Consider the following 25,545-nt stretch of genomic DNA (forward strand, 5'->3'; position numbering starts at 1 on the left):
AAGTTGTTCTTTGCTAGCAAAGTGGCGAAATAAAGTCACCTCATTCACACCAGCAACACGAGCTATTTCACGGGTAGTTGCTCCTTGAACACCTAAACTAGCAAATATCTGCGAGGCGGCTTCTATCAAACGTGTACGGGTAAGAGCTGATGATCGGATGGTTTTATTCATTTATGCTAGCAAGTACTTATTTCCATGATATGTTATGTGGAAAAAGCTGTCGCAATTTGAAGAAAAATAATCTTGATAGCAGTCTTTTTAAAGTTATTGAAAATCTTTTTATATCGGCTTAAATTTATTTTGGTGCAATAGCTAATACTTTACTCATTTTAGTAACTGGGACAACTATTCCACTTCTTAAATAATGAGGCGCTCTTTGGATGGCAGTAAATCCCAGCCGTAAATAAAAGCCTTCGGCATAGAGGCTAGCAGTTGTAATTACCTTATTTATACCTTGATTAGTTGCTTCATTGCAAAAATGTTGGACTAAAGCACGCCCGATCCCTTTACCTTGATATTTAGGATGGACATACAGTCCGATAAGTTCATCAACAATAAAACTAGCAAAACCTATTACAACATCTCCCTGGATCGCAACCCAGAAAGTTTCCACTTTCATCCTCTTCAAGATATTTGAACCATCAGGTTTGTCACGCTTATTACGCCAAGCTAAAAGTTCTTTTCGAGTGTAGAAAGTTGCAGGTAGAGCTTTGATGGCAGCAATATGAATTGCACTCAGCACCCACGCATCTGTTTCTTGGGCAGGCCGAAGAGATATTTCGTTAGCGTTCATAGGTTCAGGGCTGGTATTCAGATTACATGCCTGTTCTACTTTTTAGTATATTATGAAGAAATTTTAGTTGCGTAGGTGTAGCCCGTACTTCTCTACAAGACGCTGCACGTAGCTTGCTTTTCCAAGGAGTACGACAGAGCTACGTAACCGTCGTAGACATAGCAACACATCAACTAACCAAATTCTTAGCTGCTTTACCGATCTTAGCAGTTTGCAATTAAGTCACCGAAGAGGCAGGGGGGAAGAAAGCTCTTAGCTGGGGGAGCAAGCCCTTCCCAAGAGCGTGGAGCAAAGCGAAGAGTAGTTCGCGGAGCGTCTCCTAAAGTTGCCCCGTCATTCTTTGTCCGCTTGAACAGGGGCAAAGTACAAGCTCCGTCTCAGTCTTTGCCCCTGCCCCCCGCGCCCTGCTCCCTGTAATTCAATCGATGACAACTCCTAAACTATAAGCTACGGTAATTTTATACGCGAAACCTATAATAAGTTTTAAACACCATTAACCCTATCGGTAAACCGTATATTATGGATAAAGCAATAAAATAACCAGCTTCAAAATCTGTATTTTGAAGTAATCCAGCAATATCTTTTGATATTTGGCTAATTTTGCGGTGCTTATCTGAATTTCTTCTTAAAGCTTGCTGATTTGACTATTTACCAAGCTAGAAACCATTAGTAATTGAAAAGGAGTGAATGTGATCAACGCCATACAGATTAACGAAAACTTGACAACAACAGGACAAGTTATACCAAAACAGCTTGAGCAAGCTATCCAAGAAGGTTTTAAGTCCGTTCTAAATCTGCGATCGCCAGATGAGCTAGGATTTTCTAAGGATGAGCAAAAAGTAGCGGAAGCATTGGGGCTGCATTATACTAATGTTCCACTCAAGGTGGATTTAAAAAATTTAAATGAAGAGGCTATTACCAAAATCCTCACGACACTCGAAGAAATTCCTAAACCAGCAGTGGTGCATTGTGCAGCCGGGATGCGCTCAACTGGAATTGCCCTCTTAAGTATCGCTATCCAGGAAGGACTAACAGCAGAACAAACTTTGGCAAAAGCTAAGAATCTGGGTTTTGGATTCTTTGAACACGCTGGTGTTAGTCCCCGGCTGAAGCAATTATTTGTGGACTACGTTAACAAACACGCGAAAGTAGTTGTGCCTATTTGCTGAAACAGCCAATTTGATAAACCTCTCCCTAGCTTGAACTGTCGTTATCTGTCCCTCTCGCCCGTCGAAGAGGGGCGTTTTTGCTTAGTAAGACCTTTTTTTACTCAGCTAGACTGCGCTAACATACTTTACTCTTGCTACTTGGGAGGTTACGAAAGCGTTCCATGAAACGGCAGTCAATCCAATTTTTGTAATGCCACAATAGTTTGTGAGGTGGTAAAGTAAAAGCGCCTCTGGTTGCAATTGCTCGTTCGTCTCCTGTACCAATTAAACTCAAATATTGTTTTTGTGGTTTATAGGGTTTGAGCGGCTTACCTAATACAATTCGCTGTAAATTCTCAAATAAAGGTTTACCTTGCTTAACAGCAAATACCCCAGCTTTCGGACGCCGATGATTTACCATTGTGGCAATATCACCAGCAGCAAATACTTGCGGGTGCGTTTGAGATTGCAACGTATCTTTTACTAAAATAAAACCTTGCTCATCAGTTGCTAGTCCAGCGCTGTTTAACCATTTGGGTGCGGATGCTTGTGTTACCCAAAAAATTTTATTACACTCCACTATCAAGCCAGATTCACATTTAATCTCAAATATTTTTTCAGTTTCGCTGTATGGTGTAGGTGAAACTTTACACACAGTTTCCCCAAGATGTAGCTTAATATCTCGCGCGGTTAAAATTTGCTGAATTTGATAGCGCACTGATGAATGGTAATTGGGCATCAGTTCTGTGCCACGCTGGAATAAATGAACTTCCAGGTTTTGAATTGGTTGTTGAGTTTGACGTAAAATGCGATGTAAATGAGATTGCATCGATAGCGCCAATTCTACACCGCCAGCGCCACCACCAACGATCGCAATGCTAATTGGTTCTTGAGGATTTTGACTTACAGCTTCAATTAGTCTATACCAATGTTCCAATAGCTGCGATACTGGTTTAGCTGCGATCGCATATTCTGCTGCACCTGATACAGACACTGTGGCTGGAGTGCTGCCAATATCAATAGACAGTACATCAAAATCTACCACAAGTCCGTTAGCACAAAGAACTTTGTGATTTTCTAAGTCTAGGGCAACTACTCTGTCAATATACAGCTGTGCTTGAGCAAAGTTAGCTAAAGGTCGCAAGTCAATATGACATTCATCGTGGCTATAAAATCCGGCAATATGTCCTGGTAACATTCCAGAGTAGGCTGTATTTTTGGCTGCGGTAATCAACGTCAAACGGACACCAGATAAAGGCTTTCTCCCAAACATTTTCAGGGCAATTGCATGGCTGTGACCGCCACCAATCAGCACCAAGTCTTTAAATATAGGCTGTAATTTTTGCTGCATTGAAGTAGTTAATAACAATACTATTTGAGTTGTAAGATTTTTTTGTTGCCTAGCGTATCTGGTAAAAGAAGGCTATCCTTTATAATTAGTGGTTTTCATAAATCATCACGATCGGGGTTAATTTAATAGTGAAGAATGAAGAGTAGTGAGTAAAAGTAATTTTTTAAACCTCATTTTATCACTTAAGAATGTTGACAGTAATTATTAATGCTTTTCAAGGCATAAAAAATATTTTACCAACAAATAACAGTCAGATATCAAAAATATGTCTGAGGATACATGCTTTTAAGGTAAAAGTTAACCAAACTCAGCATCAGTCGCTAAAAAAACGTTTAAGAATGGCAATTGAACAACTAGGGAATAAGACAATAGAAACCAGTGTCGCTGTAATTAGTGATTTAGAGCAAATTGCCCAAAATCATCCACAGTACCACTGGATAATCATGGGCATTCTTACCACCTTTGTACGAGAAAATGCTCCTTATATGCCCCAAGAGAAATTAACGAGCAACCTGTCAATAAAACTTCGTGTAGATATTCAAGCAGCCCTTACCGTTATCGCTAGAAGAGATGTAAACAAAGACCCAGAGAATGAGCAACTTGATTTGAGTCACACGGACATAAGAGGAGCAAATTTAAATAGGGCGAACCTAGAACAGACAAATCTCTATCAAGCTAATCTTGCTGGAGCTAACCTCACAGAAGCTAATCTCGCGGGAGCAATTCTCAGTGCAGCTAACCTAGAAAGTACTAACTTATATTTGGCTAATCTCGAAGGAGCAATTCTCAGTGCAGCTAGTCTAAAAGGAGCTAACCTAGAAGGGGCTAACCTCCATTGTGCAAGCTTATATCTAGCTGGGCTGCATGGAGCAGTTCTCAATGATGCCATACTCGATGGGGCAAACCTCAGAGAAGCTAAATTCTCTGACTAAAACACTATTCTTGCAAGGCTGAAGTCAAAAGTAAAAAATCACTGATTTTAAATGATTCAGGACTTACGCAAAATACCTCTCAAACTCTTATTACTCTGTGTTCTCTGTGCCTCCGTGGTTCGATTTTTCTTCATCTGTGCGTAAGTTTTATGATTGTTCAACGAAGAAGCAGTTATTGATGGGGTTACCTCCTCTTGCCTTTTGGTTGACACCTATTATAATTTTCTGCTAAATGCTATACTATTTTTCCTCACCATCTAAGTAATAATTCTAGGTTGTAAGGAAAATCGTTACCATGTCTTCTAAAAAGACAGACGCTCTTTTGAATTGGTTGATAACCATAACAGTTATATTTGGCTTCTCTTTGACTGTAATTTTTTTTGTTTTATCCAGTATTAAAGAATTGTCAATTCAGGAAAAAATTCAGTATAGAAACCAAGCATTAACAACTACTGCAATAGTTTTTCTGGCATCGGCAGTTATGTTTAATACTTATTATTCAGCAAAGCGGGCCCAAGCGATGCAGCAAAATGCGATCGCAGCTGAGAAAAACCTGGAAATTGGCATTCAAAATGCAAAAGTTAATCAAGACAGATTGATTTCAGAGCGCTTTATGGGGGCAATTGCCCAGCTTGGTCATGAAAAAGTTGAAACCCGAACAGGCGCAATTTATGCATTAGAAAGAGTTGCTCAAGATTTTTCCAAGGAACACTGGACAATTATGGAAATTCTCACTGCCTTTGTGCGAGAGAATACACCTATCCAGCAGGTAAAGGTAGAGCAACAAAACTTGGAATATCAAGAAGCAGCTTACTCAGGTAGGCGCAGAGGTGGGTCGCCTCCGACACAGCAGTTGGAGCAAAACCTCCATGAAGAATTTCCCAAAATCCGCACTGATATTCAAGCAGCTTTAACTGTCATCGGCAGACGTAATTTACTCGAAGACCCAAAAGATCAAAAACTTGATTTACGGAATATCGACATTAGAAGGGCAGACTTGCTAGGAGTTAATCTGCAACAAGCAGACTTACGTGGCTCTGACCTGAGTGGCGCTGACCTCCGGGGAGCAGACTTGAGTGAGGCTGACCTAAACGGCGCTAAACTCGTGAGGTCTAATCTCTATGAAACCAAATTACTAAAAGCTAGCCTTTGTGGAGCAAACCTCTGTTGGGCTAATCTCAACCGCGCTAATCTTAGTGGGGCAAACATGCGTTCAGCTAACCTCTCTGGAGCAAGTCTGCGTGTAGCTAATCTGCAAGGAGCAAATCTCTATAAAGCTAACTTACAACAAGCGACCTTAAAAATCGCCAACCTTTCAGGGGCAAAGCTATTTTTAGCTAACTTGCAAGGAGCAAAACTGGGTAAAGCCAACTTGCAGATGACAGGTTTGATTGGTGCCAACCTCTCAGGGGCTAACTTGAATGGAGCTAACCTTTCTAGGGCTAACTTGAATGCAGCCAAACTCCACCAAACAGAAGTCTATTTTGCCAACCTCTCAGAAGCCAGTTTAACGGAAGCTGACCTGTATCAAGCAAACCTCATCGGAGCTAACCTGTATAAGGCGACTTTCTATCAAGCTAACCTGACTCAGGCAAACTTGATGGGAGCTAACTTTTCAGAAGCTGACCTGAGTGATGTCAAACTAGAAGGGACAATTTTAACAGGGGCGAAAAACTTAGAGTTGCACCAGATTGTAAAAGCACTTGGCGATCGCACCACTCGTCTACCTGATTATATAGAAGTACCGACAGATTGGCGACAATCAAGTTGATTTATCACAGCATCATTAGTTATTTGGGCGCATTCTACCAGTTTCACTTAATGCTATAGTTTTTACCAAAAGTCTCCGTAAATATTTGGGAGATGAGGAAGAAATTTAATTTATGTCTGATAATAAGACAGACACACTTAAGGATTGGTTGATAATTTTAGCTGTTATATTTATCTTCTTTTTAATTGCCGTTCTCTTGATATTTTTATTTTCTGATTTTGCATTTTTGAATCCTAAAGGTTTGGAAACAGAGCAAAGGCTAGATTATGGAACTAAAGCCTTAACAACTCTTGGAGCAATTTTCGGCGGATTTGCAGTATTAATAAATGCGTTCTATGCAGCCAAACGTTGGGAAGCTATGGATAAAAGTGCTTTAGCTGCCAATGAGAGCGCTAAAGCTGCTTTAAAAAATGCTGAAGCTGCACTGAAAAATGCTTATATAGCACAAGACAAGCAAATCACAGAACGCTTTGCCAAGGCGATTGAACAGCTTGGAAATGAAAAGATTGAAACGCGATTAGGGGCAATTTATACTTTAGAACGAATCGCCAAAGATTCTAAAGATGATCACTGGACAATCATGGAAGTCCTGACAGCTTTTGTGCGAGAGAATGCACCTTTGAAGGATTTTTCCGAGAACAATACAGGAAATACAGACTCATTAATAATAGTCCATACTCGGAATTATCAAAAACCAAAGGAGATAGAGCAAAAACCAAAACTTCAGACGGATATTCAAGCAGCTCTTATTGTCATTGGACGGCGCAACCCTAAGAATGACGCGAAAAATCAGTGGCTTGATCTACATAATATCGATATCAGGGGAGCAGACCTCACGAAAGTCGAGATGCAAGGGGCAAATCTTATGGAAGCTAACTTGCAATGGGTTGTATTCGAGGAAGCCAAGCTGCAAGGAGCATTTTTTTCTGGAGCCAACCTACGAAGGGCAGAGCTTTGGGAAGCCAATCTGCAAAAGGCTGTCTTCAAGGGAGCTAACCTGCAAAAAGCATACCTTATCGAAGCTAACCTGCAAGAAGCCAACTTGGAAGGAGCCAACTTGGAAGGAGCAGACTTTGACGGAGCAAATCTCAAAGAAGCATTCCTGATAGGGGCAAATCTTTCTGAAGCCGAAAATCTAGGACAAGAGCAGATTGAAAAGGCAATTGGCGATCGCACAACCATCCTACCGGAAAATCTTCAACCACCCGAACATTGGAAAGCTCAAGTTTCACCCTCTGAACTCGAACGTTGAACCTTTTTACTCGAACGTTGAACCTTTTTACTCGAACGTTGAACCTTTTTACTCGAACGTTGAACCTTTTTACTCGAACGTTGAGCCTTTGAACCCGAACGTTGAACCTTTTTACTCGAACGTTGAACCTTTTTACTCGAACGTTGAACCTTTTTACTCGAACGTTGAGCCTTTTTACTCGAACGTTGAGCCTTTGAACCCGAACATTGAGCCTTTTTACTCGAACATTGAGCCTTTTAAGATAGAAGATTAGCTAGAGTGACAGCGAAACCCAGCTTACTGGTATAACTTAAGAAATATTCCCTAAGCAGGAGATAAACAATAAAACACCTGTCCTATCCTAGTCATTCAATGGGAATAGGAAAAGGAGATGTCTGTAACAAAGCGGCTGGAGATTTTAGATTTAATTCGGGAGCTTCGGCAGCAACTCAATCTTTCTCAGAAACAGTCTGCTACTAAATTAGAGGTTTCATTAAAACCAGTCAAACGTTGGCAGAATAGGCATACAATGCCTTCACAGATAGCACTAAAACTAATAAAAGAAATGTTACGGCAGATGAGTAAACCCGGCAAAAGGCTGCTAACCCAGAGTTTTCCAGAAGCAGAGTAGGGTTATGGCTCATAAAGTGAGGGCATCGGAACCTAAAAACATTTTTGCTGGCGGTAGAGAGCAACTGCTGCACTATGCTGTTGCTTTGCTATCCGTTGCCCTAGCACTGGGGACAACTCTGCTGCTCAATCAATATCTCACCCCAACGCCTGCGGCACTGTTTTTTGCTGCGGTGATGGTGAGTGCCTGGTACGGTGGCTTGGGGCCGGGGTTACTTGCTACCGTTTTGTCTACTTTGGCAATTAACTACTTCTTTTTTAAGCCATTCTATTCGCATAACATTACAAATCTAAGTAGATTAGTACCTCTGCTCATATTCATGCTGGCAGCAGGGTTAATTAGTTCGCTCAACGAATCACGCCGCACAGCCCAACAGAAAGCGGAGGCAAGTCTGAAGTCTTTACGCGAAAGCGAGGCAAGGTTTGGTCGCTTAACAGAGTCTAATATTATTGGCGTAATTGTGGCTGATCTGAACGGCTTAATCATTGAAGCCAATGATGCCTTTCTACAAATGCTCAATTATACAAGCGAGGATTTGCGCTCTGGTAGAATTCGCTGGGACGAGATTACTCCACCCGAATACATTGAAGTGAGTGAGCAAGCAATTGAAGAACTGAGAATTACTGGGAGTTGTAAGCCCTTTGAGCAAGAATACATCCGTAAAAATGGCTCTCAAGTTCCCGTCTTAATTGGCTTTGTCAAGCAGGGAGATAGGACAATCATTGGTTTTGTTCTTGACTTGAGCCAACGGCAAGCCGCGCTACGCGATCGCAAACAAGCTGAAGTTGCCCAAAGCATCCTGCAAATGCTCTTAGAACACGTCCCAGAGGGAATTACGATCGCTGGCGGCCCCCCTGATTTCCGAATCATCGCCAACAGCAAACTCGCGCAAGAGCTTTTGGGCAGACCTGGTGAATCCCTCGTTGGCATGACTTCTAGCGATTACGTTCAGTCTTACGGTGTTTTTTTGGCTGATGGTGTAACGCGCCCCAGCCCAGAACAACTGCCTTTATACCGTGCTACGCGCAACGGTGAAACAATCCGCGATGAAGAATGCATCATTGAACGTCCTGATGGAACCCGGATTACAGCCAGCGCTAATGTAGTACCAATTCGGGATTCCCAAGGTCAAATTATCGGTGCAATTAACTGCTGGCGCGATATCACCAAGCGTAAGCAGATGGAGGAGGCACTGCGGCAACGAGAAACAGAACTTCGCCTGATTACAGATACACTACCAGCTCTGATTACCTTTGTAGATTCAGAACAACGCTACCGCTTCAATAACCGAACATATCAAGAATGGTTTGGGCATTCGGCGGCAGAAGTTTATGGAAAGCATCTTTGGGAAGTTGTGGGTGAATCCGCATATCAAGTGCTTCGTCCCTATGTAGAACAAGTACTCGCAGGAGAGCAAGTCACTTTTGAAAGTCAAGTTCTTTATCAAGATGGCGGCACACGTTATATTAATGCTATATACGTTCCCCAGTTTAATAAAGAGGGAATCGTTGAAGGGTATGCAGCATTGGTTACTGACATCAGCGAACAGCAAGCTTCGCTGCGCGAACGTCAGCAGGCAGAGGAGGCATTGCGGGAGAGCAATGAGCGGCTAAACTTTGCGCTGCAAACCGCAGAATTGGGTGACTGGGATCTGGACTTAAGGAACCAGACTGTTCGCCGTTCCGTAAGACACGACCAAATCTTTGGTTACGAGTCTCTCCTACCCGAATGGACTTACGACATTTTCCTGGAGCATGTCTTACCTGAAGATCGCCCTTTGGTTGATGCCAAATTTCGGACTGCTCTAATTAATCAAAATATCTGGGATTTTGAGTGCCGCATTCGCCGTGTTGATGGAGAATTACGCTGGATTTGGGCACGGGGTCATATTTATCATAATGCTCAAGGGGAAGCAGTACGGATGCTGGGACTGGTTGCCGACATTAGCAAACAGCAAGCTGCGCTGCGCGAACGTAAACTTGCCGAAGCAGTGTTGCGTGAAAGTGAAGCCCGCTTTCGCCAGATGGCAGACACCACTCCCGTACTAATCTGGATGTCCGGTACTGACAAACTTTGTAACTACTTTAATAAACCCTGGCTAGATTTTGCCGGGCGGACTCTAGAGCAAGAAATGGGCAATGGGTGGGCTGAAGGTATTCATCCTGATGACTTTCAGCGTTGCTTAAATACATACATCAATGCCTTTGATGCCCGACAAAAATTTAATATAGAATATCGCCTCAGACACAATGATGGCGAATACCGTTGGGTTTTCGATACTGGTGTCCCTCGGTTTGCACCAACTGGGGAGTTTCTCGGCTATATCGGCTCCTGTGTAGATATCCACGATCGCAATCTGGCACAAGAAACGCTACGTGACAGCGAGGAGCGCTACCGAATTTTAACAGAAGTGTCGCCACAGGCCATTTGGATGGGCGATAGCAAGAGTGGTATTACTTATTGCAATCAATACTGGTTTAATTACAGTGGATTGACAATGGAGCAGACGGCTGGATATGGCTGGATTGATATCATTCACCCCGATGATCGGGAGCGGGTCTTTAAAACTTCGATGGAAGCTGTTGCTAATGCTACAAACTACGAAGCAGAAATTCGCTTCCGTCGAATTTCTGATGGTAGCTATCGTTGGCATCTTGTCCGGGGTTTGCCATTTCGAGATGCAGCTGGACAGATTATCAAGTGGGTGGGCGTTGCCAGCGACATTCACGATCGCAAAGTTGCCGAAGCCGCGCTGCAACAACTCAATGAAATGCTAGAGCAACGGATTCAAGAGCGCACAGCCCAACTCGAAGCCGCCAACAAAGAACTCGAATCTTTCTCTTATTCAGTCTCTCACGACTTGCGATCGCCGCTTCGCCACATCGCCGGATTTATAGAATTGCTTCAGAAGCGGCATAGCTCAACAAGTACATTAGATGAAACAAGTCAGCGTTATTTAAGAATAATTGCAGAAACGAGCAAACAGGCAGGAATACTAATAGATGAGTTGCTCACATTTTCTCGCATGGGGCGCACCGAAATGCGCTACATCAACATTAATATAGAGCAACTAGTGGAAGAAATAAAACGCGATTTGCAAATCCAAATCCCAGGACGCACAATCAATTGGCACATAGAGTTACTGCCAGAAGTGCAAGGCGACCCCTCCATGCTGCGGCTCGTGCTTCGCAACCTCATAGACAATGCCGTAAAATATTCCCAGACTCGAAATCCAACAGAAATTACTGTTGGCAGTACTGACAATGAAAACGAAGTTGTCTTTTTTGTACAAGATAACGGCGTAGGTTTTAATATGCAATATGTTCACAAGCTATTCGGAGTATTTCAACGCCTGCATAGCGACCCACAATTTGAAGGTACAGGTGTTGGATTGGCAAACGTGCAACGCATCATTCATCGGCATAATGGTCGAGTCTGGGCAGACTCTGTAGTTGACAATGGAGCCACCTTCTATTTTTCGCTACCTAAGTTGTCAAAGAAGGAGGGCGAATGAAAGAACTTAGGCGAATTCTGCTGATTGAAGACAGTGCCAACGATGCAGAATTAATCTTGGCCGCTTTATCAGAAAATCATCTCGCCAACGAAGTGGTGGTACTGCGTGATGGAGAGGAAGCACTAGATTATCTCTATCGCCGGGGGTTGTTCCGGTTGCGGATGGAAGGGCATCCGGTTGTGGTGCTGCTCGATTTAAAACTACCTAAAATTGATGGATTAGAAGTGCTGGCAGAACTAAAATCTGACCCAATAATGCGAGTGATTCCAGTGGTAGTGCTAACTTCTTCTCGTGAGGAGCCAGACTTAGTTCGATGCTACGAGTTAGGCGTTAATGCTTATGTCGTCAAGCCTCTTGATTACCATGAGTTTGCCGATGCTATCAAGGGTGTGGGACTGTTTTGGGCAGTTATTAATCAGCCCCCTGTTGGCGCTCTACCTCCAGCACCTCATCGTCAACAGGAGAAGAACTAATGAATCAACTCCGTTTCCTGCTTTTGGAAGACAGTTTGTTAGATGCAGAGCTTGCCCAAGCGATGTTAACTGAAGGCGGAATTAATTGCGAACTAATACGAGTTGAAACTGGCGCTGATTTCCTGGCTGCTTTGGAAGCAGAGACTTTCGATTTAATCCTTGCCGATTATGCCCTGCCATCTTTTGATGGAATTTCAGCTTTAGAAATTGCCCGAAATAGTTGTCCACAGGTTCCTTTTATCTTTGTTTCTGCCGCACTGGGTGAAGAATTAGCGATCGAAGCTTTGAAGAATGGTGCAACCGATTATGTATTAAAGCAACGATTAGGGCGGTTAGTTCCCTCAGTGCAACGGGCATTGCGGGAAGCTAAAGAGCGCCGGGAGCACCAGCAAGCGGAAGAGTCATTACAGAAGAGTGAAGCCAAGTATCGCCGAATTGTTGATACCTCTTACGAGGGAATCTGGATGATTGACTCTCAATCACGAACAGAGTTTGTGAATCAACGGCTCTGTGAGATGTTGGGCTATCCGGCAGAAGAAATGCTTGGTCGTTCTATGCTTAATTTTATCGATCGCGTTGATGGGGTAGCAGCCGAAGAAAAACTAGAGTGGCACAAGCAAGAAGGGAGCGATCTTAAAGAAGCTCGATTGCGCTGCAAGGATGGTTCGTATATTTGGACACTGATTTCTGCGAGAGCGATTTTGAATGAACAAAATGAGTTCTTGGGCGCGATCGCTATGTTAACTGATATCACCGATCGCAAGCGCACCGAATCAGAACGCGATCGCCTTTTGCAACTTGAGCAAAGAGCAAGGGCCGAAGCAGAGGCTGCTAACCGAATCAAAGATGAGTTTCTAGCAGTACTTTCTCATGAATTGCGATCGCCACTGAATCCGATTATCGGCTGGGCAAAACTGTTGCAGAGCCGTAAATTTGATGAGATATCGCTGCAAAAAGCCCTTGAAACTATTGAACGCAATGCCAAGTTACAAGCTCAACTAATTGAAGATTTACTAGATGTTTCTCGCATCCTCCAAGGCAAACTCAACCTCAGAATGATGCCAGTCAATCTGGCATTTACCATTGAATCTGCAATGGAAACAGTGCATTTGGCAGCAGAGGCAAAAACCATTCAGATTGAGACGGCGCTCGATCCGAAAGGGAAAGTTTTGGGTGATTCAGCCCGCTTACAGCAAGTCTTCTGGAACCTGTTATCAAATGCCGTCAAGTTTACAGCCACTGGAGGAAAAGTAAATGTGCGATTGGAGTGCATCGACGCTCAAGTGCAGATTACCGTCAGCGATACAGGCAAAGGTATTGCTCCTGATTTTCTCCCTCATGTGTTTGACTATTTCCGTCAGGGTGACGGTACAACAACTAGAAAGTTTGGTGGGCTAGGGTTAGGTTTAGCCATCGCTCGTCACTTGGTGGAAATGCACGGTGGAACGATTTGGGCCGAAAGTTTTGGCGAGGACAAAGGAGCTATCTTCACAGTTAGGTTACCACGGCTCAAGGAAGCTGCAACAATCAAGGATGACACAAATGATGATTCCTCAACTGCCGTTTCTGCCTTCTCTTCCCTCATGGGTTTACAAGTCCTGATTGTAGATGACAATGCTGATACCCGCGACTTTTTCAGTTTTGTGCTAGAAGAGTTTGGAGCGATCGTTACCACAGCAGCATCAGGAGACGAAGCATTACAAGCGCTAACACAATCAAAGCCAGATATCTTACTCAGCGATATTGGGATGCCAGAGATGAACGGTTATATGCTGATAAAACAGGTGCGGACTCTAGAAGCAGAAATAGGGGAAAAACAGATTCCAGCGATCGCTCTAACTGCTTATGCAGGCGAAATCAATCAGCAGCAAGCCCTAAGAGCAGGCTTTCAACAGTACATCGTTAAACCTGTAGCACCAGACGAATTGCTCATGGCGATTTCTAATCTAGTCCAATCTACTTAGGTATTTGCGATAAACCTGAGTAATTAGATGAACCTCATTAATGTTAAAATTTTTAAACTATTCTTCATAGCTAAGTACAAACGTTTCAAATGCTTGGAATAGCTTTGCTTCAGGCCCAACCATGTTATCTCTCTACCACTATCCACGGTAGTTCAGAGGATGTTTGAAAAATAACTTATGGAAGATTTTATAGATAATTTCTATGAAGTAGATTTAAGGATCTGTCAACTAGTTACGTGTTTGTACTGTATCATAACCTTAAATATCGTCTTAAAATCAACCTAAATTTACTTCCGTAAGGAGTCAGATATGAAGACTTATGACATGTCTCTCATAAAGACAAATGGACTCACGACTTTCTTGGTATTTCTCTCAATTATATTTATTTTCACATTAACTCTAATTTTTTCATTCTTTGAAAACATTGCAGGATTTTCAAATCAAGAAAAAATAGAATATATTAATCAAGCATTAACAACTGTTGCCATAATCATTGGAGGATTAGCATTAATAATTAATGCCTACTATACTTCCAGGCTCTCTTTTAGTGAAAATCAGAGTGTGTTAAGCAAACTGCTTTCTGGGGCACTAGCTTGGGACAACAACATCGTAACTGATATTAAGAACACCCAAAAAAGTTTAGAAGAAATTGTTCCAGAACGTTTTTCTAAAGCAATTGAGCAGTTGGGAAATGAAAAGATTGAAACGCGGTTTGCTGCAATTTATGCTTTAGAGCGAATTGCCAGAGATTCTCACAAAGATCACTGGACAATTATGGAAATTCTTGCTGCATTTATCCGCGAGAATGCCCCAATAAATCAGAAATATGAGGAAGAGTCACAGCACTCATCAAAACTTCCTACAGATATTCAAACAGCTTTGACTGTCATTGGACGACGCGATTCACATAAAGATCCGGTAAACCAGAAACTAGATTTACGCAATACAGACCTCAGTAATGCAGACTTAACCGAAGCAAACCTTTCTAGGGCAATTCTCGTAGGAGCTAACTTGCAATGGGTCAATTTTACCCGAGCAAATCTCTCAGAGGCAGACTTATCAATAACCTATCTTTGTGGATCAATCTTCTATGAAGCCAACCTGCAAAAAGCAATCTTCCCAGAAGCCAATCTCCAAGGCGTAGTCCTCAGAAAAGCGAACCTCTCGAAGGCAGTTCTTTATGATGCCAACTTAGAAGGAGCAATCCTTTGTGATGCCAACTTAGAAGGAGCAATCCTTTGTGGTGCCAACTTAGAAGGAGCAATCCTTTGTGATGCCAACTTGGAAGGAGTGAACCTTGAGGATAGCAACCTTCAAGATGCAAATCTAATTGGTAGTAACTTGCAAAACGCAAAACTTACCGGAGCCAACTTAGAAGCTGTGTTACTCAGTACAGCTAACCTGCAAGATGCTAACTTCCAAGAAGCTAACCTCTCTAGAGCAAACTTGAGCGGATGTGAAAACCTTGAATTACAACAGATTGAACAGGCACTTGGCGATCGCACAACAATCTTACCAGAAAACTTTAAAATACCCAAAAGCTGGAAGTAACAAAAAGCTAAAATTTTAGCCAATTAAGCCTTTTGTTATAACCCGCTTGCGCGGGTTTTTTTATATAGATGCGGTTGCTAACAACCCTTTGAACTATGTTAAATTTAGTACCAAAAACTCAAAAATTGCCAAAAACCTGATAAATATTCTGGTTAGAAAACTTGTGTGTACACTGTAGCCCGAAGGGCAGGGAGGGGCTGGAGGTGAGGTGCAATGACTGTGGAAATGATCGGTTATTGGTAGCAAACGGATTGTCCAATTTAAAAGACAATTCATAAAAATAGCTTTCAGGAGTTAAATATATCACTCAAGGTTATATAAATCTCAAATTTAAAGATATTATTTATAAATTAGAATTAATTTGTTTGTATTTTCTGACAAAAATATTATTTGGACTGAATTTGTCTCTAATTGTTGGCGCTGTTACAACCCGCGATTTTGAAAACATTTACTATACCTGAGTACTTTAAAAAAACAAAAGTATTTCATCAAAAACATAAGTCTATTAATACCGGAGAGTGACTTGTTATTATCCCAGCTAAATTGCAGTAGGTTGGTAAATTATCAACAATTACCATTTTTAATGAATTCGGAATCGAAAGATTAACAATAACTATTTAGTTTTTTCTGCGCCACTAGTTAAGAGGTAATCTATGGTGCGAAACTCAAAGCTAGGGTACAGAATGTTCCCTAAGTCTATTCTGCGTCTATCCGTTGGTATAGGTATAATTGCATTTTTATCAATTGGTGGAATAAGTTTTTATATACTAAAAAACTGGCAAAATTATGCAAATTCGGAAGCACAAGTGCCAGCAACACAATTGCCACAGTTAAAAACAGTAACCGCTTTAGGGTGGATTGAACCACAGGGAAAAGTAATTAAACTCTCTGCTGCGGTGTCTGCGGAAGGAAGTCGGGTAGAAAAGTTGTTAGTGAAGGAGGGGGATAGGGTAAAAGCAGGACAGGTGATTGCGATTTTGAACAGCCGCGATCGCTTGCAAGCAGAATTAGAACAGGCACAGGAACAAGTAAAAGTAGCCCAGGCAAACCTAAACCGCACCCAAGCAGGTGCTAAACCCGGTGAAATTGCCGCCCAAAAGGCTGCGATCGCTCGCTTAGGAGCAGAACGCCAAGGTGATATTAATGCCCAAGCAGCGACAATTGAGCGATTCCAAGCCGAAGTGCGTAACGCCCAAGCAGAAGATGAACGATATCAACAGCTATATCAACAGGGCGCAATTTCCGCCTCCCAACGAGATAACAAGCGTTTAAACTTGGAAACCGCTCAAAAAAGCTTGCAAGAAGCACAAGCACAGTTAAATCGGACTCAATCAACTAGCCAGCAAAAGATTAAAGAAGCCACAGCAACACTCGATGAAATCGCCGAAGTGCCCGGAGTGGATATAAAAGCTGCCCAAGCAGAAGTAAATCGTGCCATAGCAGCCATGAATCTGGCAAAAGTCAATTTAAAACAGGCCGAAGTGCGATCGCCTCAAAATGGACAGGTATTTGAGATCCATACCCATCCTGGCGAATTAATATCAAATGATGGCATTGCTGATATCGGACAAACTAACCAGATGTATGTGATAGCCGAAGTCTACGAAAGCGATATCGACAAAGTGCGTTCAGGGCAGCAAGTGCGAGTATTTGGCGATTCCCTCTCCATTGAATTGCAGGGAATCGTAGATCGCAAGGGCTTACAAGTGCGACGGCAGAATGTTATTAACACAGATCCTGCTAACAATATCGATAACAGAGTAGTCGAAGTCCATATTCGACTAGATGAAGCCTCCAGCCAAAAAGCCGCCACCTTAACCAATATGCAAGTTAAAGCAGTAATTGAATTATGAATTGGGAATTGGGCATTGGGCATTAGTTTAAGTTATTCTCCATCTCCCCCTGCCCCCTGCCCCCCCTGCCCCCTGCCCCCTGCCCCCTGCCCCCTGCCCCCTGCCCCCTGCCCCCTGCCCCCTGCCCCCTGCCCCCTGCCCCCTGCCCTCCACCTCTTATGATGGGATTGATTAAACAACTGCGACGGCGAACCCCTCTTGGATGGCTGCAACTGAATCATGAAAAAAGCCGTCTTTTAGTGGCATTGTCAGGGATTGCCTTTGCGGATCTTCTCATGTTCATGCAACTGGGCTTTCAGACTGCGCTGTATGACAGTAACACTAGACTGCATCGCAGTTTGCAAGCAGACATTCTTTTAACCAGTCCCCAAGCCCGTAACTTGCCAAGCTTGTCTACATTTTCTCGGCGGCGACTTTACCAAGCAATGGATATACCAGGGGTGAAGTCAGCAGAAGCAATGTATTTCAACAACACAATCTGGAAAAATCCTCAAACACACCGTGAGGCGGGAGTATTAGTTATTGGGTTTAATCCAGATAAGCCAGCCTTTGACTTACCCGATGTTAACCAGCAATTGCAGACAATCAAGCTACCAGGTGCTGTCTTGTTTGATCGTGGTGCTAGAGGAGATTATCAAAAAGCGATCGCTCAAATTGACCAAGGTAAAACCTTAACTACCGAAATAGAACGGCGCACAATTACCATTAGTGGCTTATTTCAAGTCGGCGCTTCCTTTGGTTCTGATGGCAATTTGATTACCAGCGATCAAAACTTTTTGCGGCTATTTTCTGGGCGACAATCCAGCAGTGTCAGTTTAGGTTTGATTAAGGTAAAACCAGGTTATGACTCGAAAAAGGTAGCTGCAACATTGAAAGCCTACCTAAAAGATGATGTCAAAGTTTTAACCCACGCCGAATTTATTGAATTTGAGAACAACTTCTGGAGAACGAATTCCCCAATTGGGTTTATTTTCAGCCTGGGTGTATCGATGGGCTTTGTGGTGGGCGTGATTATCGTCTATCAAGTCCTTTCCGCCGATGTTAATGCCCACGTTCGGGAATACGCCACCTTTAAAGCAATGGGATATCGCAATTACTACCTGCTAGGTGTAGTACTTGAAGAATCGTTGATATTGGCAGCACTGGGCTTCTTCCCTGGATTAGGAGTATCCTTAGCACTTTACCAACTGACTCGCAGCGCCACAAATTTACCCATGTACATGACTGTGATTCGAGCATTGCAGGTATTAGTGCTAACTATCATTATGTGTGCAATTTCCGGTGCGATCGCCACCCGCAAGCTCCAAGCCACCGATCCTGCTGACATGTTTTAAATTTGTCATTGGTCATTTGCAAAGGACAAAGGACAAAGGACAAATGACCAATGACGATTGTCACGAGTAATCGATCTATTTATGACTAGTCAATCCATCATTTCCATCCAGAATCTCGACCACCATTTTGGTCAAGGCTCACTCCGTAAGCAAGTTTTATCTAACATCAACTTGGAGATTAACGTCGGCGAAATTATTATTATGACTGGGCCCTCTGGTTCTGGAAAGACTACCTTGCTGACCTTAGTAGGTGGATTACGTTCTACCCAATCTGGTAGCTTGCGGGTGTTGGCACGAGAACTTTGTGGCTCTACTACTGAACAACTAGTACAGGCGCGACGCCGTAACGGTTATATTTTCCAATCACATAACTTGCATGGTAGTTTAACAGCACTCCAAAACGTCAAAATGGCTTTGGAATTGCATAAACATCTTGGCTTAAAAAAGATGCTAGCTAGGTCAGCACAAATGCTAGAACACGTAGGATTAGGAAATCATTTGCATTACTATCCTGATAAACTGTCTGGAGGACAAAAACAACGAGTAGCGATCGCTCGTGCTTTAGTTAGTCATCCTCAAATAATTCTAGCCGATGAACCCACAGCCGCCCTCGACAGTCAATCGGGACGAGATGTAGTCAATCTCATGCAAAAACTGGCAAAAGAACAAGGCTGTACCATCTTGATGGTTACTCATGACAACCGTATCCTAGATATTGCCGATCGCATCGTTCACATGGAAGATGGCAAACTCAAGCCAAAAGTAAAACTATCAGCTTAGAGTTGATAAGCCTTTATTACTCTAGCTTCTCAACTCGGAATCAGAAAATTTTTTGTAAAATAACTCTTATCTTAGACTCGACACCCTATATAGTAGCGTTTCCTAATCACATTAGGTAAGTACATCAGAGCAAGCTCCTCGCTTGCTCTAGGGGCTGGGGGAGGGGTTCTCTACCTATTCAACCGAGAACCGCCATATCAATATTAGTAATATTTGTTACATATTGTATGAATAAGGTTTAAGATTAAATAAACTGAAAATCCTAGAAATAATTTATACTATCCATCAATAAAATCTATGATAGGGTGGGCAACATGCCCACCCTAATTGTGCAACTTAAATGCTCAACAGCTTACCAAATCTAGCTTTGCCTAAATTTTCTGGGGTTATTTCTGACGCTTTCCCCTTGCTCTTGCTTTACCTGGTTTGGTAATTTAACTACACCAAGTTTAACCTAACAGTGTAGTATGAGTGTCCAGTTGGACAAGTGTCCAGTTGATTCTAAGAATTTATTCAAGTATTATTATCTAATAGTTAAACGCTAACAGGTTTCATTTGTTGCCTAACAAATTATACCTATAGCAAGCCACGAGAGCGTCTTTGACATAAATCTAGTTGAATTTTAAGATTATTGCCAATCGAATACACCTTGGTTATTAAAGTTAATACCAATTCACTAAATTACAGTTACAAATCATTCTCCCTTGTCTCTTACCCCTGCCTTTGTTTTATCCATAAGTCACTGACGGATTTCCCAATATTTATGGTTTTCAACAACATCTACTTCAAACACGAAACACTAATAGAAATAAGCTAGTCTATTTTGCAACACAAGCAAGGGATTTTTGTAGCTCTATGATTATTGAGAATAGCGCTAGTAGTTTAAACAAGAAGTTGCTCGGTTTTAATGTCAAAGCAATAAATGTGTTAAAGGGAATATTTGCTGTTCTCCCTCTCACCTTGGCATTGCCTGTAGATGCTTTACAAGTCAAAATTACTCCAACTAATCCTAAATTAGGGGATACAATCTCGGTAGAGATTAATCGAGATAATCCCGATAATAGTACAAATCCAACAGTAGCTAGTGGTAAGAATATATACCCAAGCTTTGAAATTGCCCCCAATCAGTATCGGGCTTTTGTTCCCACAACTCCACTAGAAAAAGCTGGAACTAGAACACTTCGGGTTACAGGAGATGGTCAAGTACAAAACTTGGCAGTGAATGTGCTTAATCGCAAGTTCCCCGTACAACGCATTACTTTGCCACCTGGTAAAGCTGGAGTGGATGCCACAGAGTATGAACTTAAGCGTGTGGCAGCTTTCAAGGCACTACAAACACCAGAAAAGTATTGGAATGGAGTATTTCTGAAGCCAAATACAGGGCGGATGAGTACAAACTATGGTGTACGTCGCTACTATAATGGTACATTTGCAAAAGACTACTATCATCGTGGTCTTGACTACGCTGGTGCTGCCGGATCACCGGTAATTGCCCCAGCCTCTGGGCGAGTTGCTTTGGTAGGTAGGGTATCCCAAGGATTTCGGATACACGGTAACGTAGTTGGCATTGACCACGGTCAAGGAGTAACCAGTATTTTCATGCACCTGAGTCGTATTAACGTTAAAGAAGGTGATTTTGTGAAAGCTGGTCAACTAATTGGTGCAGTAGGTTCAACAGGTGCTGCTACGGGGCCACATTTGCACTGGGGTCTGTATGTCAATGGACAATCTGTTGATCCAACACCTTGGCGAACTAAGGTCGTTAATTAGTAGAGGCGGAATTGATCGCGTCTGTGGATAATTTGTGTGTTTTTTGCTGAGAATTAGGCAAAAGAAATTGGGTTAATACCGTCCCTACCAAGCTTTGCTAACTAAATGATGATAAGCATTATGAGCATCGAAAAAATTGTAGAACAAGCTCTCCAGGATGGTTATTTGACACCAGCAATGGAAGCAGAAGTCGGTAGGATATGTGACAACGCCTCGGAACTCTCAATTGAAGAGTATATGGCGCTGGATCGGCTGATGGGATCGCTATTGACTGGTGAGGTAGTGGCGGTACCTCGCAAACAATTCATTAACGTTATGGAAGAATTGGTACTGACTGAAGCGATCGCCCGAGTCGCAGAAATTGAAGCCACTAGCGAAACTTCTCTAGATGTCGGCGATATTGCTGCTTACGCCCTCAACAGGCTACCACCTCTATATGCTACTACAGAAGAAGGTGCTCACTTCCAGCGCCAAACAGCCCAGGCACAACTGCAAGACTTAATTTCTCAGCAAGTAAGTGAGGCGATTGACCGTTACCTCGATCGACCCAATTTCTTCCCAGAACGGCAAGCCTTGGGCAAAAACACTGGCAATGAAGTTGTACGTCAGGTTAGTGCTTTACTCCAGACATACGCACCTAACTTTGAGCAAAAATTATAATTTTAAGAGTCATTGGTCATTGGTCATTTGTTTTAAACAAACGACAAAGAACTAATGACTTTATAATTATTCACGTACTAACACTTTTGTTCCTAAACTCACTTGCTCATACAATAATCGAACATCAGAATTACGCATTCTTAAGCAGCCGTGGGATACAGCCGTTCCCACCAGGTCAATGTCTGGCGTGCCATGAAAGCCAATTTCATTCCGTCCATCTGACCAAAAACCAATCCATCTGTCTCCCAACGGGCTATCCGTACCAGCCTCAAATACTTTGCCTGTAATCGGGTGACGCCAAATTGGATAGTGTCGCATGTGAATCACCTGGAAAGAACCTGTAGGCGTTTCCCAACCCTTCTTACCTACAGCGATTGGGTAACTGGCTATCACCTCATCTCCTGCGTATACATAAGTCCGGCGATCGCTTAAATCAACCACTACTTGCGTCTTAGTATCTGCTAGCCTATTAGATGGTACTTGTTGGGCTGAAGCCTGAGACCATATACTTTTTGGCCAACTATCTGTAACTGGATTTTGTCTTTCTGTTTGTGCCACCAACCGCGTCTTAGTTGGTAGGTCGGTTTCTTTAGCTACATCTTTTTTAAGGATTTGGGGCTGAGTTTGGGGGACAATTGCGCCTACATTAGTCGCTTTCGCTAAATTCTTCTTAATTATTTTCGACTTAGTTGCTTTCGCTACATTCTTTTTTTTAATTACTTCCGACTTAGTTTGAGGCTTAATAGCAGAGGACTTTGGTCTAAACATCCTCTGGGCAGTTGTGCCTTGGGTGGCTTCATCAACTGGCACAGATGCACCCAGTGCAATTTCCCCTAAACTAACTTGGGAAAGATTTTTGTAGACTCCTTCTGGGCGGCTTCCCTTAGGATTGGTTAGGGTAGAATCTCGCCGCATCGCAGTAGATACAGACTTATCAGACTGCCGTTCTGCCGTAGTAATGCGCCAATGGACAGCTAAAGATAAAAATGCTGTGCCAAAACAGAGCAACATTACCATCCGCCCTACAGATTCATTTCTTACCATTGCCATCGCCTATTATTTATCCCTGACATATCCAGCCGAGTAATTCGATGAGTTCATCATCCGATCATCAAAAATTTATCAATACTTATCATTTCTGTTATAAATCTGCCAACACCTCTGGGCAAACTAAGACTATGCAAATTGTTCCAGCAGCAAAACTCCAAGTGGCCAACCTCATTCCTCCAAAGTTCTGGGGGTTGTAAGCCAATACTTAGACTTTCTGGTGCAGCTTTTGAAATGTAGTAATCAATTCTTAGTGGTGTCGGTGGGAGAAAAATCATGTTTGAAAAACTATTCTTAGCAGTCACAATTACATTTTCCCTCAATTTCCTTTTTCAAGTTCGTGTACCAGAGCAACATAATGGTGCCACCTACGGGTCACAACCAGAACAATCAGCAGCTATTCTGGTAATAAAGTGAAAAAAATAAATCACCATTATAGTCACTACAGCAACCCAACTTCCAGAAATTAATACCTCTACTTTAAAGGTATTAAGAAGTTAGAATTACAAAAGTTTTATCTTCATTCTTATAACCAGATTTAATTATTTTTATCAAGCGTATATACTCAGTTGCGAAAAGTACCAAAATGTGCATGTTACCGCGCTTTTATTAGTTAATAGGTCTTGGCTAACTATGCCAGCAGTATAAGTAAAAAGTGGCCCTCTTTATTGCTATAAATGTATCTAAAATTGTTTGCCTCAGTGTTCCAGTCATAAATCCGTCACCTTAGCATGGAACTTCTGTCCCATTAGCAGGTCTAATAGATAGGGATGATTTAGAGCCACTACGATCTATGAGTCAGTCGATCTCTGTATCCTGGTCAACGGTTGATGCAAAGTATCCAGAAGCATCAGTACAAGTTGACAAACTCCCTAACCACGATTTAATTTTGCGCTGTCAAGCGGGACTGCGACCAGATCGTGTTGCGTTTGCAGAACTATTACGCCGCTATCAAAGTCAAGTTGATAGAGTTCTATACCACCTGGCTCCAGATTGGGCTGACAGAGCCGATTTAGCTCAAGAAGTTTGGATTCGAGTGTATCGGAATATTAACCGATTGCAAGAGCCTGCCAAATTTCGGGGCTGGTTAAGCCGCATTGCCACCAACTTGTTTTATGACGAGTTGCGGAAACGCAAGCGGGTTATGAGTCCTTTGTCACTGGATGCTCCGCGTTCGTTAGAGGACGGCGAGATGGATTGGGAAATCGCTGGTGATACTCCCGGCCCTGAAGAAGAACTGACAACTAGAGAATTTTACGAGCAACTGCGAGAAGCGATCGCGGATTTACCAGAGGTGTTTCGTACTACCATTGTCCTGAGAGAAATCGAAGGCATGGCTTATGAAGAAATTGCCGAAATCACTGGAGTTTCCTTAGGAACTGTCAAGTCAAGAATAGCCAGAGCTAGATCGAGGCTGCAAACTCACTTGCAGAATTATTTAGACTCCTAATTTACAGTATCTTGCCTCTGCCCACTGGCAGAATTTAAGGATTGATTAAGAATTACACCAAAGACGTAGATCGCTTCTGCCCTAAGGAGGAAAATTGGCTAATTTCTCCGAATCTCCCGCCCAGTTTACCCGTGTATGAATTGGTAATAATGTTAAGATGACTACTGATTCTCAGTTTTACGACCGTTCTCCTTTGCAACTTCCTCAAGATTTGTCAGATGGAATGGCCAAGCATACCAATGAATCAACGGGTCTTATGGATATGGTGAAGCGCGATCGCTTCGAGTTATTGAGTGCTTATCTCGATGGTGAAGTCACAGCTACAGAACGCAGGCAAGTAGAAGAATGGCTGGCAAATGATGCCTCAGTTCAATGCTTGTATGCTCGGCTTTTAAAGCTGCGCCAAGGCTTGCGGACTCTCCCAGTGCCCACAGCCCAACAGTCACCAGAAGTAACAGTTGGGCAAGTATTGACACGTTTGCGCCGCCGTTCTCGTTTAAACTGGATGGCGGGAGGTGCAGCCGTTGCTGCTTGTGTAATCGGTGCAGTATCTGGCTTAGTACCTATTGGTTCGAGAGTGCCGCAACTGGCACAACGACCACAAACAGAACCGATACAAACATCTTCAGCGTCTATAATTCCACCTTCCCCGTTGATGGTGGGGCTAAATAACCCGGTAATTGAAATTCCTAAAGCAGCAGTAGCTTCTCCAGAAAATCCAATTTATCCGCTACAGCCGCAACAGCACGACTCCAAACAGGACATAAACTAATCGCAAAATTAATAGTTCACAGATTATAGCTGTACTTTGCGGTTAAACCACAGCCACTCCACCAGCCGTCAGGTTGGAGGATGCCTTCTAATTGGTCAAACTCGGTCTAGAGTCAATTAAATAAACCCAAGCCCAACCCAGAGGAGCTACTGTGACTCATAAACCTCGATAATTTGTCGATTATAGAGGTTTTCTGGTGGTTGTTTATTCGGCTGGTAATCTTCCAGCACTCTAATTCATTTAAAATTCTTGGGTTGGAAAAAGAGAGTAAATATCCGTGAACTTGGCTATTTCCTAGCGTCATCGCTGGATAGCGCATTAGCAAAGCTGTAGAAGTATAAAAAAGTTGTACAATTTTAAGTGCTGAAACGATTATATTACCGTTAACGCTAATACTCATCTCTAAAAATAAAGTTGTAAAATTTATGGTTCTTCCGCTAGTTTTATGGAGAATCAATACTAAAATGCCAGTTTAATAAACTGCGTAATCTAAAATTGCTAAAGTTACGAAAGCCATATC

At 42.6% G+C, this 25,545-nt stretch carries 21 protein-coding genes; 17 read left to right on the forward strand and 4 right to left on the reverse strand.

What is annotated here, in order from left to right; genetic code table 11:
* The coding region (locus tag V7K25_RS00285; protein WP_335154066.1) for a TetR/AcrR family transcriptional regulator at positions 1 to 171 on the reverse strand (171 nt) is incomplete at its 3' end.
* 124 nt (positions 172 to 295) lie between these two features.
* A complete protein-coding gene (locus V7K25_RS00290) occupies positions 296 to 793 on the reverse strand; it encodes a GNAT family N-acetyltransferase (RefSeq protein ID WP_335154034.1) in 498 nt (165 codons plus the stop codon).
* Positions 794 to 1,482: 689 nt separating this feature from the next.
* Here V7K25_RS00290 and V7K25_RS00295 point away from each other — a divergent pair.
* On the forward strand, positions 1,483 to 1,962 hold the full coding sequence (locus V7K25_RS00295) for a beta-lactamase hydrolase domain-containing protein (protein WP_335154036.1): 480 nt from the start codon (positions 1,483 to 1,485) through the stop codon (positions 1,960 to 1,962).
* Positions 1,963 to 2,077: 115 nt separating this feature from the next.
* Here V7K25_RS00295 and V7K25_RS00300 read toward each other — a convergent pair whose 3' ends face one another.
* Entirely contained in the window at positions 2,078 to 3,292 is a 1,215-nt protein-coding gene (locus tag V7K25_RS00300; protein ID WP_335154038.1) for an FAD-dependent oxidoreductase, read from the reverse strand.
* A gap of 338 nt (positions 3,293 to 3,630) precedes the next feature.
* On the opposite strand from V7K25_RS00300, the gene V7K25_RS00305 reads away from it, so the two are divergent.
* The 13 genes from V7K25_RS00305 (at position 3,631) to V7K25_RS00365 (ending at position 21,756) form a co-directional block, all read left to right on the forward strand.
* Positions 3,631 to 4,224 (forward strand): pentapeptide repeat-containing protein, encoded by a 594-nt coding sequence (locus V7K25_RS00305; RefSeq protein ID WP_335154040.1) that lies wholly within the window; start codon positions 3,631 to 3,633, stop codon positions 4,222 to 4,224.
* Positions 4,225 to 4,519: 295 nt separating this feature from the next.
* A complete protein-coding gene (locus tag V7K25_RS00310) occupies positions 4,520 to 5,995 on the forward strand; it encodes a pentapeptide repeat-containing protein (RefSeq protein WP_335154042.1) in 1,476 nt (491 codons plus the stop codon).
* A gap of 112 nt (positions 5,996 to 6,107) precedes the next feature.
* Positions 6,108 to 7,247, forward strand: a complete 1,140-nt coding sequence (locus tag V7K25_RS00315; protein ID WP_335154044.1) for a pentapeptide repeat-containing protein — start codon at positions 6,108 to 6,110, stop codon at positions 7,245 to 7,247.
* 370 nt (positions 7,248 to 7,617) lie between these two features.
* The gene (locus tag V7K25_RS00320; protein WP_335154046.1) at positions 7,618 to 7,857 is read left to right on the forward strand and encodes a helix-turn-helix domain-containing protein; all 240 of its coding nucleotides are present in this window, start codon (positions 7,618 to 7,620) and stop codon (positions 7,855 to 7,857) included.
* Between the two features lie 4 nt (positions 7,858 to 7,861).
* A complete protein-coding gene (locus V7K25_RS00325) occupies positions 7,862 to 11,371 on the forward strand; it encodes a PAS domain S-box protein (protein WP_335154048.1) in 3,510 nt (1,169 codons plus the stop codon).
* Entirely contained in the window at positions 11,368 to 11,844 is a 477-nt protein-coding gene (locus V7K25_RS00330; RefSeq protein WP_335154050.1) for a response regulator, read from the forward strand. The genes V7K25_RS00325 and V7K25_RS00330 overlap by 4 nt, the downstream gene beginning before the upstream one ends.
* Positions 11,844 to 13,808: a hybrid sensor histidine kinase/response regulator gene (locus tag V7K25_RS00335; protein ID WP_335154052.1), complete on the forward strand. Its 1,965-nt coding sequence runs from the start codon at positions 11,844 to 11,846 to the stop codon at positions 13,806 to 13,808. The genes V7K25_RS00330 and V7K25_RS00335 overlap by 1 nt, the downstream gene beginning before the upstream one ends.
* Positions 13,809 to 14,117: 309 nt before the next feature.
* Complete coding sequence (locus V7K25_RS00340) at positions 14,118 to 15,359, forward strand: pentapeptide repeat-containing protein (protein WP_335154054.1); 1,242 nt, start codon at positions 14,118 to 14,120, stop codon at positions 15,357 to 15,359.
* A gap of 656 nt (positions 15,360 to 16,015) precedes the next feature.
* Positions 16,016 to 17,212: an ABC exporter membrane fusion protein gene (locus V7K25_RS00345; RefSeq protein WP_335154068.1), complete on the forward strand. Its 1,197-nt coding sequence runs from the start codon at positions 16,016 to 16,018 to the stop codon at positions 17,210 to 17,212.
* A gap of 161 nt (positions 17,213 to 17,373) precedes the next feature.
* Positions 17,374 to 18,546 carry an ABC transporter permease DevC gene (devC, locus tag V7K25_RS00350; RefSeq protein ID WP_335154070.1) on the forward strand — a complete coding sequence of 391 codons (1,173 nt, stop codon included), beginning with the start codon at positions 17,374 to 17,376 and terminating at the stop codon, positions 18,544 to 18,546.
* A gap of 81 nt (positions 18,547 to 18,627) precedes the next feature.
* Positions 18,628 to 19,326 carry a DevA family ABC transporter ATP-binding protein gene (locus V7K25_RS00355; protein WP_335154072.1) on the forward strand — a complete coding sequence of 233 codons (699 nt, stop codon included), beginning with the start codon at positions 18,628 to 18,630 and terminating at the stop codon, positions 19,324 to 19,326.
* An 855-nt stretch (positions 19,327 to 20,181) separates the two neighbouring features.
* Positions 20,182 to 21,096, forward strand: a complete 915-nt coding sequence (locus V7K25_RS00360; protein WP_335154056.1) for a M23 family metallopeptidase — start codon at positions 20,182 to 20,184, stop codon at positions 21,094 to 21,096.
* A gap of 120 nt (positions 21,097 to 21,216) precedes the next feature.
* On the forward strand, positions 21,217 to 21,756 hold the full coding sequence (locus V7K25_RS00365; protein WP_335154058.1) for a late competence development ComFB family protein: 540 nt from the start codon (positions 21,217 to 21,219) through the stop codon (positions 21,754 to 21,756).
* Between the two features lie 66 nt (positions 21,757 to 21,822).
* Here the strand turns inward: V7K25_RS00365 and V7K25_RS00370 are convergent, their stop codons facing one another.
* Positions 21,823 to 22,800, reverse strand: coding sequence for a L,D-transpeptidase (locus tag V7K25_RS00370; protein ID WP_442948043.1), 978 nt, complete (start codon positions 22,798 to 22,800; stop codon positions 21,823 to 21,825).
* 279 nt (positions 22,801 to 23,079) lie between these two features.
* Between V7K25_RS00370 and V7K25_RS00375 the strand changes: the two genes are divergently transcribed.
* The 3 genes from V7K25_RS00375 (at position 23,080) to V7K25_RS00385 (ending at position 25,025) form a co-directional block, all read left to right on the forward strand.
* A complete protein-coding gene (locus tag V7K25_RS00375; protein WP_335154062.1) occupies positions 23,080 to 23,220 on the forward strand; it encodes a hypothetical protein in 141 nt (46 codons plus the stop codon).
* A gap of 376 nt (positions 23,221 to 23,596) precedes the next feature.
* A complete protein-coding gene (locus V7K25_RS00380; RefSeq protein WP_322649601.1) occupies positions 23,597 to 24,253 on the forward strand; it encodes a sigma-70 family RNA polymerase sigma factor in 657 nt (218 codons plus the stop codon).
* Between the two features lie 157 nt (positions 24,254 to 24,410).
* On the forward strand, positions 24,411 to 25,025 hold the full coding sequence (locus V7K25_RS00385) for an anti-sigma factor family protein (RefSeq protein WP_335154064.1): 615 nt from the start codon (positions 24,411 to 24,413) through the stop codon (positions 25,023 to 25,025).
* The last annotated feature ends 520 nt before the right edge of the window (positions 25,026 to 25,545 follow it).

The organism is Nostoc sp., assembly GCF_036919495.1.
Taxonomy (GTDB): Bacteria; Cyanobacteriota; Cyanobacteriia; order Cyanobacteriales; family Nostocaceae; genus Nostoc.

Bases quoted from the DNA above. Each gene is read 5' to 3' on its own strand.
- V7K25_RS00290 (WP_335154034.1), bottom strand. From the start codon at position 793: ATGAACGCTAACGAAATATCTCTTCGGCCTGCCCAAGAAACAGATGCG.
- V7K25_RS00300 (WP_335154038.1), bottom strand. From the start codon at position 3,292: ATGCAGCAAAAATTACAGCCTATATTTAAAGACTTGGTGCTGATTGGT.
- V7K25_RS00305 (WP_335154040.1), top strand. From the start codon at position 3,631: ATGGCAATTGAACAACTAGGGAATAAGACAATAGAAACCAGTGTCGCT.
- V7K25_RS00310 (WP_335154042.1), top strand. From the start codon at position 4,520: ATGTCTTCTAAAAAGACAGACGCTCTTTTGAATTGGTTGATAACCATA.
- V7K25_RS00315 (WP_335154044.1), top strand. From the start codon at position 6,108: ATGTCTGATAATAAGACAGACACACTTAAGGATTGGTTGATAATTTTA.
- V7K25_RS00320 (WP_335154046.1), top strand. From the start codon at position 7,618: ATGTCTGTAACAAAGCGGCTGGAGATTTTAGATTTAATTCGGGAGCTT.
- V7K25_RS00325 (WP_335154048.1), top strand. From the start codon at position 7,862: ATGGCTCATAAAGTGAGGGCATCGGAACCTAAAAACATTTTTGCTGGC.
- V7K25_RS00330 (WP_335154050.1), top strand. From the start codon at position 11,368: ATGAAAGAACTTAGGCGAATTCTGCTGATTGAAGACAGTGCCAACGAT.
- V7K25_RS00335 (WP_335154052.1), top strand. From the start codon at position 11,844: ATGAATCAACTCCGTTTCCTGCTTTTGGAAGACAGTTTGTTAGATGCA.
- V7K25_RS00340 (WP_335154054.1), top strand. From the start codon at position 14,118: ATGAAGACTTATGACATGTCTCTCATAAAGACAAATGGACTCACGACT.
- devC (WP_335154070.1), top strand. From the start codon at position 17,374: ATGGGATTGATTAAACAACTGCGACGGCGAACCCCTCTTGGATGGCTG.
- V7K25_RS00355 (WP_335154072.1), top strand. From the start codon at position 18,628: ATGACTAGTCAATCCATCATTTCCATCCAGAATCTCGACCACCATTTT.
- V7K25_RS00360 (WP_335154056.1), top strand. From the start codon at position 20,182: ATGATTATTGAGAATAGCGCTAGTAGTTTAAACAAGAAGTTGCTCGGT.
- V7K25_RS00365 (WP_335154058.1), top strand. From the start codon at position 21,217: ATGAGCATCGAAAAAATTGTAGAACAAGCTCTCCAGGATGGTTATTTG.
- V7K25_RS00370 (WP_442948043.1), bottom strand. From the start codon at position 22,800: ATGGTAAGAAATGAATCTGTAGGGCGGATGGTAATGTTGCTCTGTTTT.
- V7K25_RS00375 (WP_335154062.1), top strand. From the start codon at position 23,080: ATGTTTGAAAAACTATTCTTAGCAGTCACAATTACATTTTCCCTCAAT.
- V7K25_RS00380 (WP_322649601.1), top strand. From the start codon at position 23,597: ATGAGTCAGTCGATCTCTGTATCCTGGTCAACGGTTGATGCAAAGTAT.
- V7K25_RS00385 (WP_335154064.1), top strand. From the start codon at position 24,411: ATGACTACTGATTCTCAGTTTTACGACCGTTCTCCTTTGCAACTTCCT.